Source organism: Agromyces sp. NPDC056389 (genome assembly GCF_042262385.1).
Taxonomy (GTDB): domain Bacteria; phylum Actinomycetota; class Actinomycetes; order Actinomycetales; family Microbacteriaceae; genus Agromyces.
Map to the genome: position 1 here is coordinate 1,060,526 of NZ_JBHJPN010000001.1, position 12,109 is coordinate 1,072,634.

The following is a 12,109-nucleotide window of genomic DNA, read 5'->3' on the forward strand; positions in this document are numbered from 1 at the left end:
CGAAGATCCTGGTGCTCACGAAGGTCCGCTTGCCAATTCCGCCCGCTCACTCCGGCATCGCGAGTGTACGTGCCCCGGCCGCCGTCCCCCCGCGTCGCTCGAGATTCGACGAAGAGGGCGATGGCGCCGTCACGCCGGCCGCTCATCGGCGGACTCCGCCCGAATCAAGCACCACATCAGCGACGCGGTCGGCTGCGGCGCGCCCATCGAACCGTCGTGTCATGTACATCCTTGCTCGCCGACCGCGATCGGCCAATGCACCACTGCGCCACTCGTGATAGGCGGACTCGAGAGCAGAGTCGAGGTCATCGACGGATCCAGCGCGGACGATCCAGCCCGTATCGGGGAGCACCGTCTCCGGCAGGCCTCCCGCGTCGCTGACGATCGATGGCACGGCCATCGCCGAAGCCTCCAGTGCTGCACCGTGGTTCTCCGACAACGACGGGCTGACGCTCAGATCGGCATGCGCGTATGCGGTGCGGATTTCATCGAGCGACTCCGACCAGGTGATCCCCCGGTCGAGGATGACCGACTCGAACTCGGATATCACCCGCCGACGGTAGCGTTCCCCCGCCGCGTCGAATCCGCCGCCGACGAAGTGGAGCTCCGCTTCCCCATGTCGTCGCGAGAATCGGCTCCAGGCCTCGAGCATCACGTCGTGGCCTTTGATGCCCCGACCTGCGTGCGCGAGTCGCTTCGGCGCGTACACGTAGGCGACCATGACGACTCGGAAGGCCCCACGTTGCACGACGCCCGGGGGCGGGGCTGCCCCGCTCGGCTCGCCCGGGGCGAATCGCTCGACGTCGACGCCGTATGGAATCGAGTAGATCCGGTCGGATGCGACGCCCAGCGCGGCGTAACGTCGCGCTGTGTAGTCGCTGCCCGCGATCAGCACATCGTCCCAGCGTGCGGCGAGACGCTCGACCGTCCTGATCACCGGCGATTCGAGATACAGCGGGCCGGCGACCATGTGCACCCGTCGGGTTCGGGTGCCTGAGAGCGCGAAACGACTCGCAAGCGCGCTCGCGTACAGGTGGTAGAGCGCAGCATCTGCGTCGACCCGGCGGAGGGCCCGGCGAAGATGCAGGAGCCCCCGCAGTGTCCGGATGTGCGGCGCGAATCTGAAGTCGAACGGCGTGCGGATCACCTCGAACCGGCGTTCGTCTGCTGCAAGCCGGTCGAGTTCCGTCGCCAGCCGACCCGGCCCCGACGGAATCACTGCAACGACCTCGCCTCCGCGCAGGAGCAGCGACTTGATCTGCGGCACGATCCATCTCGCGCCTTCGCTTGTCTTCACGATGACGGCGACACGGGTCATCGAGGCTGCATCCTCGCCCATTCGAGCGTCCGAGCGAGGCCGTCTTCCAGGCCGATCGAGGACACGGATGGAAAGTACTCGAAGACGCCGGCGGTGTTCGACTGCGATGCCCGGACATCTCCGATGCGCGCAGCGACGAATCGACGATCGAGCGGCCGGCCGACTGCGCGCTCGAGTTCATCGACGACCATGAGGAGCGACGCCGACGTGCCGTAGGCCAAGTGCACCGGATGCGGAAGCTCGAAGCGACGATCGAGGGCGTCGACGATCACGTCGCACACCGTGTCGACGAAGGTGAAGTCCCTCGATTGCAGTCCGTCTCCGTGGATCTCCAGTGGGTCGCCGGTGAGCGCGGCCTCGACGAACCGGGGAATCACCGCGGCGTATGCGTGGTCGGCGTACTGGCCGGGACCATACACGTTGAAGAATCGCAGTGCCAGTGTCGATAGCCCGTAGCTCGTCGCGTAGGCATTCACGTACCCCTCGGCCGCGAGCTTGCTGGCCCCATACGGGCTGATCGGGCGTGTCCAGTCATCGGGATCCTTCGCCACTTTGGGATTGCTGCCGAACACAGCGCTCGAAGACGAGAAGATCACGTGCGGGCGACCGACTCTCGCTTCCTCCAATACGTTGAGCGTGCCATTGACGTTGACGTCGTGGGTCATACGCGGGTCGGCGACCGATGCCGGCACGCTGCCGAGTGCGGCGAGATGCACGACAGCATCGACCTCGTGCATCGCATCGCTCAATACGGCGCGATCGAGGATCGACCCGATGATCACATCGACGCCGAGATCGCGCACGCTTTCGATCCGACCGGTGCTGAGGTCGTCGAGCACCCGAACGTCGGTTGAATCGTCATCGCTGAGGCGGCGAGCCAGATTCGAGCCGATGAAGCCGGCTCCGCCGGTGATCAGTACCGTACGGGTCATCTGGCGGGCACTCCTTTCACTGTCACTCGGTCCGGCACGTCCCGAACCACGCAGGCGGCAGCACCCACCACACTTCTCGTCCCGATTCGAATCCCCTGGAGAACAACCGCCCCTGCGCCCACGAGCGCCTGCGATTCGACCAGCACGTCGCCGGAGATCACTGCGCCCGGGTTCACGGAGACGTACTCGCGCAGGATGCTGTCATGCCCGATGACTGCGCCCGGGTTCACGTGGACCATTCGCTCGAGGATGACGTTTGTCGAGACAGTCGCTCCGGCGCACACGACGACGCCCGGCGCGAGCACCGATTCCTCACCGATCGACGCCCCCGGATGGACGAGGGTATGCGCGGTACGGCCCTGCACGGCGAACTGCTCCGCAATCCGTGATCGGACCATCGGATCGCCGATCGCGATCACGTGCTCGGCATCGACCTGGCCGGCGATCCAGTCTTCGGGGGTTCCGAGGTAGGGAATCGAGAGTGCTTCGAGTCGTTCCAGATTTCGCGTCGACGGCGATGCGTCGAGCACGCCGAGGACTCGGACCGAGTCCGGGAAAGCACGGTTCCGCGCGGCGGCGATGCTCGCGCATTCGCGACCGAACCCGCCAGCACCGACGATCACGATATCGACACTCATTCCGCGGCACTCTCGGCGGTGCCCAGGAATTCCTCCGATGCTGCGCCTCCGGGCCCGGTGACGCCCGCGCCTCGGAGCACCGGTAGGACCGTTCGTGCCAGAATCCGGATATCGAAGAGGAAGCTCCGATGATCGACGTACTCCACGTCGAGGCGGAGACGGTCATCCCAGGACAGCATGTTCCTCCCGTTCACTTGCGCCAGACCGGTGATGCCAGGCCGCACCTCATGCCGGCGAGCCTGCTGTCGCGTGTACCGATCGAGGTAAGAGGGCAGCAATGGCCGTGGTCCGACGAAGCTCATTTCTCCGCGAAGCACATTCCAGAGTTCGGGCAGCTCATCGAGGCTCGTCGAACGGAACGCGTTCCCCCAAGGCGTGCGCCGGTCCGCGTCGCTCGTCAGCCCCCTGACCGGATCCGCGTCGAGCATGCTGCGGAACTTGACGAGCCGGAAGGGCCTTCCGCCGAGTCCGGGACGTTCCTGCGTGAAAAGGATCGGCCGGCCGAATCGGACCACTACGGCGATCGAGACGCCGAGCATCACCGGTGAGAGCACGATCAGGCCGACCGCTGCTCCGATCACATCCAGCGCGCGTTTGACGGGATCATAGGTTCGTACCGTCGTCACGCCCTCGCCTCCAGAAAAGCCTCGATGCGATCATCGATACGTTCCACTTGCTCTGGCGTGAGCGCGGACCCGCTCGGCAGCGTGAGTCCAGTGCGGAACAGTTCGTCGGCGGCGCCGGAGAGCTTCCTGCGAGCCCCCGCGAACACCGGCTGCCGATGCATCGGGTTCCACAGCGGGCGCGACTCGATCGATGAAGCGTCGAGCCAGCTCGTGAGGTCGGTCGGGCTCCACCCGGTGACGTTCTCATCCACGATGATCGCGGTCAACCACACGTTGTCGTGCTCGTCGCCTTCCGCTCCGAATATCTCCACACCCGCGACACCGGCGAACTGTGCCGCGTACCGCTCACGGTGCGTGCGCCGCCGCGCGATCATCTCGTCCAGCCGGGTAGCCTGCGCCCGCCCCAATGCGGCGAGCACATTGCTCATGCGGTAGTTGAAGCCGACCTCGGTGTGCTCGTAGTGGGCCACCGGTTGCCGCGCTTGCGTCGACAGGTACCGCACGCGCTCCGCCAGCGATGGGTCATCGGTCAGCAGCATCCCACCGCCTGACGTCGTCATGATCTTGTTCCCATTGAACGAGAAGACCGCCGCGTGTCCGAACGAACCGGCCGCCCCACCGCGATGCGAAGCGCCAAGCGATTCGGCAGCGTCGGCGATCAACGGGATCCCTCGGTCGGCGACGACGCTCTCGATCGAGGTGTAGTCGACGCACTTGCCCAGCAGGTCGACCGGCACGACCGCCGCGACCCGACGCCCTTCGTCGATCAGCTCGTCCAGCGCCCTGGCGAGCAGGGCGGGATCCATATTGCCGGTCGTCGGATCGCAGTCCACGAAGTACGGCTCAGCGCCCGTGTAGACGATGGCGTTCGCAGTTGCGACGAATGTCATCGTCGAGGTGACGACGACGTCTCCAACGCCTGCACCGAGTGCAACGAGGCCGAGGTGCAGTGCAGCCGTTCCCGATGAGAGCGCGACAGCGTGCTGCCTGCCCACGCGTGCAGCCAAGTCGGCCTCGATGCCGTCGACCTCAGGACCCAATGGAGCGATCCAACCCGAACGCAGGGCACGGACGACGAACTCCTCCTCGAGCGAGCCGATGTCGGGCGACGACAGGTAGATCCGGTCAGACATCTCTGCCCTTCCCGTGTGCGTCGGGCTGAACACGGAGATCGCGCCTGGAATCGCCTTCACCCCGCACCACCCCGACGAGTGCCTGCCAACCATCGAGTTCGAGTTCAGTCGGCGAAGCGCCCTTAACCATGGCGTGCCGAATCTTCGGATGACGCGGACGCTCCGTCGTCTCGGCGGCGCCGACGAGTTCTTCGTGCAACTTCTCACCATCCCGCAGCCCGGTGAAGACGATCGCGATCTCCTTGCCCGACATCTCGATCATGCGCTTCGCGACGTCGAGGATACGTACTGGTTCTCCCATGTCGAGGATGAGCACCTCTCCCGGCGCACCGATGCCGCCGGCCTGCACCACGAGCTGGCACGCCTCCGGAATCGTCATGAAGAACCGAGTCACCTCCGGATGTGTCACCGTCACCGGTCCGCCTGCCTCGATGAGCGCATGGAACGTCGGCAGCATCGAACCGCGGCTGCCGATCACATTGCCGAACCGCACAGACAGGTAGCGGAGACCGGTTTCGGAAGCCATCCAGGCGGTCAGCTTCTCGGCAGCCCGTTTGGAGCGCCCGAGCACACTCGTGGGATTCGCCGCCTTGTCGGTCGAGATATTGACGAATGTCTCGACGCCGACACGACGCGACGCGTTCAGCACGTTCAGGGTGCCGAGCACGTTCGTCTTCCAGGCTTCATCGGGATATTGCTCGAGCATCGGCAGGTGTTTCAGCGCCGCCGCATGGAAGACGACCTCCGGCCGCCGCTCTTCGAACAGCCCATCGATCGCCCTGCCGTCACGGATGTCGGCGAGTACGACATCGCGAGTGTCCAACAGCCCATGGCCAACGGTGCGCAGTTGGGCACCCTGCAGCCCGGTCTCGTCGCGGTCGAGCATGATGAGCTCGGCAGGAGCGTACTTCAGGATCTGTCCGCAGAGCTCCGATCCGATGGAGCCGCCCGCGCCAGTCACCAGTACTCGCTTGCCCGCGAGATACCCAGCGATCGACCCGACATCGGTGTCGACAGGGTTCCGCCCGATGAGGTCTTCGATCGAGACATCTCGAACTTCGTGGAGACCGGTCCCACCAGCCAGTATCTCGTCGAGCCTGGGAAGAACCTTGACCTGCAGCCCGAGGTGGCGGCCCTCGTCGGAGACCCGTCGGAGCATCGCCGAATCCGCTCGGGCGATCGCGACGACGAGGACGGTCGCCTTCGTGTCGAGGACGACCTGGTCGAGATCCGCGAGCGTACCGCGAACCGGAACGTTACTGTGGCGAACATTGCTGTAGGTCGCGTCGTCATCGAGCAGGCCGACCGGCAGGAATCCGGACTCGGTCTCGGTCTTCATGCGGCGTACGAGGGACGCACCCAGATCGCCCGCCCCGTAGATGAGCGTGCGATCCGCGTCCGCACGCGGCCGTTGCTGGTGCTCGACGTACAGCCGCTTCAGGTAGCGGGCGGCGAACATCAGGAGCAATCCGATCGGCACGGCGATCAGAACAGTACTCCGAGGCACGCCGACGGAGGTTCCGAACAGTACGACCGGCACCGAGAGGATCCCCGCGACGACGAGCACCGCTGCCCCGAGCGCTCGGACCTCCTCGAATGTGCCGTAGGTGAACCGCCCCTGATAGAGGCTGAACATCCACCCGACCGCGAGTTGCAGCACCACCGCGCACGCGATGAGCAGGATCATCGGGGCGATCGAGATCCGGCTCAGCTCGAACTCGTACCTGAGCACTTCGGCGAGTGCGATCGCCAGAGCCCAAGAGACGGCGTCGAGCCCGAACTGCGTGCCGAACCGCACCGGCAGCACCCGGTATCCACGCTCGAGAATGCCCGCACGCTCGCGTTTCACAGCCATGTCGTGCCCCCGTCGTCGGTTCGGCCGAGTGCGTCGCCCGCCCACAACCACGTCGTTCCATCCGCGGCCGTCGATATCGCGACCTCGCCGGCCGCGGCCGTCGCCGTGAGACATGCGCCTGCAGCGCCATGACTGAGGCCGCCGACCGCGATGGACACCTCGATCAACCTGGCCCCGGCGCACTCGTCGGGGTGCAGATCCACGACGAGGTACCCGCTGCCGCCCGCTGCAATGGCACCCGCGCCGGGCATCGAGATCGGCGGCATCCAGTTCACCCCTGCATCGGCCGTCGCGTGTAGCGTGCCGTCATCGCACAGCACCCCGGCGGCGAGCTGATCGACAACCGCGATCTGCACCGCGGCTGCGCATGGTGCAGATCGGTCACCGGTGGGCGTGTGAAGGACGCCCCGGTTCGAGGCGTCGACGTACCACGACGATGCGGCTTCCCCGGGGGCCGCCTCCCACGCAGCTCCGCCGACGAACGAGCGCTCGAATGTGGGCGTGCAACCCTCGACCGCGAGTCCGAGCATTCCGATGAACGCGTCGGCGCCGACCGTGATGCGCTGCACCGCGGCGATGCGGTCTGCAGTGAACGCCTCCCAGGTCGCGCCGCCGTCAGCCGTCACCTCGATGCTGGTCGGCGTCGGGCACGTCGTGACGGACGCCCGCACCGCCGTATTCGCATCGAGCGAGGCGAGCACGCGGCTCCCGACCGTCGTCGGCGTGGCCGTGACCTCCGGCTGCTCCGGAGTGGCCTCGGCGGCATCCGTCGCGACCGCCGTGAGCGCCCCGCCCGGCACTCCACCCTCCACCGTCATCGGGCGATGACGATCGAGGGCGATGATCGACAGCACGAGAACACCCGTTGCGAGCGCCGCGAGACCGCTCCATGCCCACGTCGTCGTACGACGACCCCCCGAATTTCGACGCTGTCCCCCCAACGCTGCTCCTACGTCCGCCCAGCGGCTGTCCGCCCTGCGGCACGTCTGAATAAGTCGACACTCGACCGGACAGCTGGCACGAGTTGTGCCGCGGATTCCTCGTAGACCGACGCACCGCGACGATACGGGTCGATCACATCGAGATCATCGACCGATGCGAGCGGCTCCACGACGCCGCGCAGCGCCGCCGTCGCCGCAACGACAGCCCCCAAGCACTGCCGCACACCCTCACCTCGCGGAGCGGGATCGATGTCGGCGAGATCGGCCTCGCTCACGGATGCCGCGAGGTGCGCGAACTCCCGGAGGGTGAATGTCGTACGGGTGGCTGCGGGCACGGTCTCCACCACGAAGCGACGATGCTCCCGCGCGAGGGCGAGCACGAGATCCGCATCACGAATGAGCTGCTCGTCGAGTTGACGCGCGCGGTGCGCCGCGGCATCCGTCGCACCGAAGCGAGCGGCGAGCGCGGCAGCCTCCGGCGGCATCCGTTCTCCGACCATGGCGATCGTGCCGGCGCTGCCCACCGAGACGCCTTCGACATCGGCGAGTCCGTTGCGCAGCAACTGTTCGGCGAGCGGCGACCTGCAGATGTTCCCGGAGCAGACCGTGAGGATGCGGAAGGTCATGGTCGCCCGCCCGCCTGAGCCTCGACGTCGAACTCCCCGGACAGGTCGTGGGTCATTCCGTAGGTGTACGCGCCGTACCCGTAGCTGTCGGGCCCCTTCGTCGGGAGCATGGTGACGACGATGCCGAGCAGTCGGCTGCCGATCGCGTCGAGGGCGCGCACGGCACCGGCGAGTTCCTGCTTCTTCGTCGATCCCGATGCCGCCACGACGATCGCTCCGCCTGCGAGCTTCGAGACGACCGCGGCATCCGTTACCAGCAGCAGCGGCGGAGCATCGATGAGGACGTAGTCGAACTGGTTGGTGAGGGTCTCGAGCAGCCGCGCCATCGCGGCCGAGCCGAGCAGCTCGCTCGGATTCGGCGGGATGCGCCCGGCCGGCAGCACGTAGAGCTGCCCTCGGCCCCATCGCTGCAAGACGTCGACGAGTTGCGCGCGACCGATGAGCACGTCGGTGAGGCCGACACCGCCTTCGACGCCGAGGTAATCGGCCAGTTTGGGCATGCGCAGGTCGCCGTCGACGAGTGCGACCTTGGCGCCCGTCTCGGCGAGCGAGATCGCGAGGTTCGCGGTGGTCGTGGACTTGCCCTCGCCGGGGCGGGCACTCGTCACGACGAAGCTGCGCGGTCCGCCCTCGATGTTCACGAACTGCAGGTTCGTGCGCAGGCTGCGGAACGATTCGGCGCGGGGATTGCGGGGGTCCGCGTGCACGATGAGCGGCCGCCGCTTCGCATCCGGGTCGAGGGCGATGCCGCCGAGCAGCGGCTTGTCGGTGACCTGGGCGATGTCGTGCAGCGAGTGGATGCGCGTGTCGAGCACGGTTCGCAAGGCCGCGACGCCGATGCCGACCGCCAGGCCGATGAGCGCACCGAGCACGAGGTTGAGCCCGACGTTGGGACTCGACGGTGCCGCCGGAACCGTCGCCGGCTGGATCGTCTCGATCTTCACGAGACTGGCGCCGTCGCCGTCGGGCTTCTCGAGGTCGTTGACCACGACGTCGGCGAAGTTGCGGCCGGTCGCGTTCGCGATCTCGGCGGCCAGCTCGGGATCGCTGTCGGTCACTGAGATCTGGATCAACACGGTGTTCAACGGCGAGCTCGCGTCGATCTGGCCGGCGAGCGCGCCGCTCGAGGTGTCGAGCGCCAGCTCTGCGATCACACGGTCGAGCACGATCGCGCTGTCGACGACGTCGACGTAGCTCGTCACCGCCTGGCGAGCGAAGTTCGTGCCCTGCACGAGGTCGCCGGTGACGGCGGTGTCGCCCGATCGCACCGAGACGTAGAGTTCCGTGGCCGCTTCGTACTTCGGCGTGACTGCGAGGGAGTACACGGCTGCGGCGCCGATTCCGAGCAGCATGCTCGCGACGATGAGCACCCAGTTCTTGTGAAGAATGCGCACATAGTCGCGAAGTTCCACGGAACGTCCTCTCGGTCGGCGCACCCCCACAGCGCTGCCGTCAGCCAGTCTTGCATACGCGTGCATCGGCATCCCCGATTCCCACGCGCGACTCCCGGATCGCCCACCGGCCCGGAATCGCGCCGCAGGCTCGCCCGACCACGGGCCGCTACCCTGAACCGATGGACTCGCACGCGGACGCTTCATCGCGTCTCGATTCAGCGGGCGCGACGCGCCATCGCGTCGCGAGCCTCATCGCGCGGTGGCTTCTGCCCCCGTACCTGGTCCTGGTCGGGCTCGTCGTCTTCCTCCCGGCGCCCGCGGCCGGCCGCATCACCGGCGTGGTGGGCTGGGCTGCAGACGTACTGGCCGACCTCGGGGCGCCGAGGGAGGCCAGCGCGATCGTGCTGGAGTTCCTCGCGAACATCGCCCTGTTCGTCCCGTTCGGCGTGCTCGTCGCACTCGCCTTCCCGACAGTCCGGTGGTGGAAGGTCGTCCTCGCCGGCGCACTCACGAGCATCGGGATCGAAGTCGTGCAGGTCGCTCTGCCGACCCGGTTCCCGTCCGTCTCCGACGTCGTCGCCAACACCATCGGCACTGCGGTCGGCCTCGGCCTCATCCTGTGGTGGTCTCGCGCTCGGCGTCCGCTCGACTCCGACCGCTCGCCCACCTGAGCATGCGCTCGAGCGGCCCACGGCCGAGGTAGCGTCGCCAGAGCCAGGCGAAGATCATCGATCCCACGATCAAGCCGAGCAGGAGTTCGAGCGAGTCGTCGGTGTAGAAGCCGTCTTCGACGCGGATCGATGCGGCGAGCACGATGAGGTGCAGCGTGTAGACGGTCAACGGCATCGACCCCATCGCGATGATCGGCGAGAGCACGGCGCCTGCCACCCGTCGCACCGGCGGACGTGCGAAGAACGTGAGCAGCAGCATCGCCGCCACGATCACGACACCGACACCGACGTTGCCGAGCGCCTCGAGCGAGGTGCGAAGGGCCGAGATCCAGGGTTCGGTCTCGCCCTCGGATGCCGCAGCGACCCCACCGGGCATCAGCGCGACGATCGGCAGCAGGATCGCGGCCGTCGCAGCACCGCCGAGCGCGGCGAACGTGACCACGCGCGGCGATGCGACGTCGAAGCGCACGAGCGCGAGGCCGATCATCATGACGGGCACCCACTCCACGACCGGGTACGCACCGCTCACGAACCAGTCGACGACGATCGCGAACGGGCCGAGCTGCAGTTCGACCACGAGATCGGAGGCGCTCGCGAGCTCGGCGAATCCCGGCATGACGGCGAGCAGGGCGATACCGATGGCGAGCGCCGCGCGCGCCGGGATGAACAGCAGCGGCAGCATGACGAGGAATGCGACCCCGTAGACGTCGAGGATGATGAACACGAGCGGATGCAGGGTCACGGCGATGACCAGGCCGAGCACGATGAGGATCACCGCGCGGATCGCGATCTGGCGCCGCAGCAGCCCTCTCCCGATCGCCAACGGTCTGGTGCCGCCCGAGATGAAGGCCAGCCCCATGCCGGCGGTGAGCGCGAACAGCAGTCGGGGCCGCTCATCGGCGATCGCGATGAGCGAGGCCAGATCAGCGGATGTCGCAGCGGGCGCGACGTGCGCGACGAACATGCCGATGAGGGCGAGGCCCCGTGCGGCATCGACGCCGTCGACCCTCCGTGCGGCCGGCACGACGGACGCCGTGGTGTCGAGGCGAGCTGCGTCGGTCACCTGAGCACGATCGTCGGCGCCACGAGGTCGGCGAGGACGCCCTGGCTGACGGAGCCGAGCAGGAACCGCGCCAGCGCACCACGTCCGTGGCTGCCGACCACGAGCATGCTCGCCTCCGACGCGGCCTCGGTGAGATCGTGCACGGGGTCGCCCGCGACGACGGAGCGGACCACCTCGAGGCCGGGATGCTCGGCGACGACCGGCGCGAGCGCTGCGTCGAGGATCTCCGATTCGGCTCGGGCGAGGTCGTCGCCCGCGATGAGGGGGGCCCCGTAGCCGTACTCGCCGCCGACCATCGCGACGACGTCCCACGAATGCACCGCGATGAGCGGTTCGCCCATGCGGTCGGCCTCGTCGGCGGCGAACGCGAGAGCGTGATCCGAGATGTGCGAGCCGTCGACCCCGACGACGACGCCTCGGCGTTCGACGGGCTCCAGGTCGGGGATGACGGCGACCGCGGCTCGGCTCACCGCCGCGATGCGGAGGCTCAATACTCGACGGCGGCTGGCCCGACGGCCGCCGTGCCAGTCGCTGCCGACGACGAGCATCTCGGCGTCGGCCGAGACGCGTTCGAAGACATCGACGGGGGAACCGCGCTCGAGCGTCGTGACGACCTCGATGCGGTCGTCGATCTCGAGTGCGAGCGCCGCCGCCTGGTCGAGGCATTCCCGCGGGTGAGCATCGGCGGCGATCGCCGCCTCGGTCGCCTGCTCCGGTGAGGCCGCCGCGCGCGCTCCGAGGGCCGACGCCTCGTCGACGACATGCACGAGCCGCAGGGTGCTGCCCGATGCTGATGCACGTTCCGCCGCCCAGCGCACGGCGCGCATGGTGGCGGAGCCGCCCGTGCTGACACCCACTGCGATCTCATTCATGGCGCACCTCCGTGGAGTCTTGCTCCATCTTCACGCGCCG

At 67.6% G+C, this 12,109-nt stretch carries 12 protein-coding genes; 1 reads left to right on the plus strand and 11 read right to left on the minus strand.

Features of this window, described 5'->3' with window-relative positions; all coding sequences use genetic code 11:
- Window positions 1-142: 142 nt before the first annotated feature.
- The 9 genes from ACFCVM_RS04905 to ACFCVM_RS04945 form a co-directional block, all read right to left on the minus strand.
- Window positions 143-1,318 carry a glycosyltransferase family 4 protein gene (locus tag ACFCVM_RS04905; RefSeq protein ID WP_375834581.1) on the minus strand — a complete coding sequence of 392 codons (1,176 nt, stop codon included), beginning with the start codon at window positions 1,316-1,318 and terminating at the stop codon, window positions 143-145.
- The gene (locus ACFCVM_RS04910; RefSeq protein WP_375834583.1) at window positions 1,315-2,250 is read right to left on the minus strand and encodes an NAD-dependent epimerase/dehydratase family protein; all 936 of its coding nucleotides are present in this window, start codon (window positions 2,248-2,250) and stop codon (window positions 1,315-1,317) included. The genes ACFCVM_RS04905 and ACFCVM_RS04910 overlap by 4 nt, the downstream gene beginning before the upstream one ends.
- Window positions 2,247-2,888 carry a NeuD/PglB/VioB family sugar acetyltransferase gene (locus ACFCVM_RS04915; protein ID WP_375834585.1) on the minus strand — a complete coding sequence of 214 codons (642 nt, stop codon included), beginning with the start codon at window positions 2,886-2,888 and terminating at the stop codon, window positions 2,247-2,249. Before ACFCVM_RS04915 ends, ACFCVM_RS04910 begins: the two co-directional genes overlap by 4 nt.
- Window positions 2,885-3,514 carry a sugar transferase gene (locus tag ACFCVM_RS04920; RefSeq protein ID WP_375834587.1) on the minus strand — a complete coding sequence of 210 codons (630 nt, stop codon included), beginning with the start codon at window positions 3,512-3,514 and terminating at the stop codon, window positions 2,885-2,887. Before ACFCVM_RS04920 ends, ACFCVM_RS04915 begins: the two co-directional genes overlap by 4 nt.
- The gene (locus tag ACFCVM_RS04925; protein ID WP_375834590.1) at window positions 3,511-4,680 is read right to left on the minus strand and encodes a DegT/DnrJ/EryC1/StrS family aminotransferase; all 1,170 of its coding nucleotides are present in this window, start codon (window positions 4,678-4,680) and stop codon (window positions 3,511-3,513) included. The genes ACFCVM_RS04920 and ACFCVM_RS04925 overlap by 4 nt, the downstream gene beginning before the upstream one ends.
- On the minus strand, window positions 4,640-6,502 hold the full coding sequence (locus ACFCVM_RS04930) for a polysaccharide biosynthesis protein (protein WP_375834593.1): 1,863 nt from the start codon (window positions 6,500-6,502) through the stop codon (window positions 4,640-4,642). Before ACFCVM_RS04930 ends, ACFCVM_RS04925 begins: the two co-directional genes overlap by 41 nt.
- The gene (locus ACFCVM_RS04935) at window positions 6,493-7,356 is read right to left on the minus strand and encodes a hypothetical protein (protein ID WP_375834596.1); all 864 of its coding nucleotides are present in this window, start codon (window positions 7,354-7,356) and stop codon (window positions 6,493-6,495) included. Before ACFCVM_RS04935 ends, ACFCVM_RS04930 begins: the two co-directional genes overlap by 10 nt.
- Window positions 7,357-7,451: 95 nt before the next feature.
- Complete coding sequence (locus ACFCVM_RS04940; protein ID WP_375834598.1) at window positions 7,452-8,069, minus strand: low molecular weight phosphatase family protein; 618 nt, start codon at window positions 8,067-8,069, stop codon at window positions 7,452-7,454.
- Window positions 8,066-9,481, minus strand: a complete 1,416-nt coding sequence (locus ACFCVM_RS04945; protein WP_375834601.1) for a polysaccharide biosynthesis tyrosine autokinase — start codon at window positions 9,479-9,481, stop codon at window positions 8,066-8,068. The genes ACFCVM_RS04940 and ACFCVM_RS04945 overlap by 4 nt, the downstream gene beginning before the upstream one ends.
- A gap of 161 nt (window positions 9,482-9,642) precedes the next feature.
- Here ACFCVM_RS04945 and ACFCVM_RS04950 point away from each other — a divergent pair, with 161 nt between their 5' ends.
- A complete protein-coding gene (locus ACFCVM_RS04950) occupies window positions 9,643-10,134 on the plus strand; it encodes a VanZ family protein (RefSeq protein WP_375834604.1) in 492 nt (163 codons plus the stop codon).
- On the opposite strand, the gene ACFCVM_RS04955 is transcribed toward ACFCVM_RS04950, so the two are convergent.
- On the minus strand, window positions 10,076-11,197 hold the full coding sequence (locus ACFCVM_RS04955; RefSeq protein WP_375834607.1) for a DUF418 domain-containing protein: 1,122 nt from the start codon (window positions 11,195-11,197) through the stop codon (window positions 10,076-10,078). The two genes, ACFCVM_RS04950 and ACFCVM_RS04955, sit on opposite strands and share 59 nt — an antisense overlap.
- The gene (locus ACFCVM_RS04960; RefSeq protein ID WP_375834609.1) at window positions 11,194-12,069 is read right to left on the minus strand and encodes a universal stress protein; all 876 of its coding nucleotides are present in this window, start codon (window positions 12,067-12,069) and stop codon (window positions 11,194-11,196) included. The genes ACFCVM_RS04955 and ACFCVM_RS04960 overlap by 4 nt, the downstream gene beginning before the upstream one ends.
- Window positions 12,070-12,109 lie beyond the last annotated feature (40 nt).

Excerpts from the sequence above, each read along its gene's own strand:
- ACFCVM_RS04905 (WP_375834581.1), bottom strand. The coding sequence starts at position 1,318 with ATGACCCGTGTCGCCGTCATCGTGAAGACAAGCGAAGGCGCGAGATGG.
- ACFCVM_RS04910 (WP_375834583.1), bottom strand. The coding sequence starts at position 2,250 with ATGACCCGTACGGTACTGATCACCGGCGGAGCCGGCTTCATCGGCTCG.
- ACFCVM_RS04915 (WP_375834585.1), bottom strand. The coding sequence starts at position 2,888 with ATGAGTGTCGATATCGTGATCGTCGGTGCTGGCGGGTTCGGTCGCGAA.
- ACFCVM_RS04930 (WP_375834593.1), bottom strand. The coding sequence starts at position 6,502 with ATGGCTGTGAAACGCGAGCGTGCGGGCATTCTCGAGCGTGGATACCGG.
- ACFCVM_RS04940 (WP_375834598.1), bottom strand. The coding sequence starts at position 8,069 with ATGACCTTCCGCATCCTCACGGTCTGCTCCGGGAACATCTGCAGGTCG.
- ACFCVM_RS04950 (WP_375834604.1), top strand. The coding sequence starts at position 9,643 with ATGGACTCGCACGCGGACGCTTCATCGCGTCTCGATTCAGCGGGCGCG.
- ACFCVM_RS04960 (WP_375834609.1), bottom strand. The coding sequence starts at position 12,069 with ATGAATGAGATCGCAGTGGGTGTCAGCACGGGCGGCTCCGCCACCATG.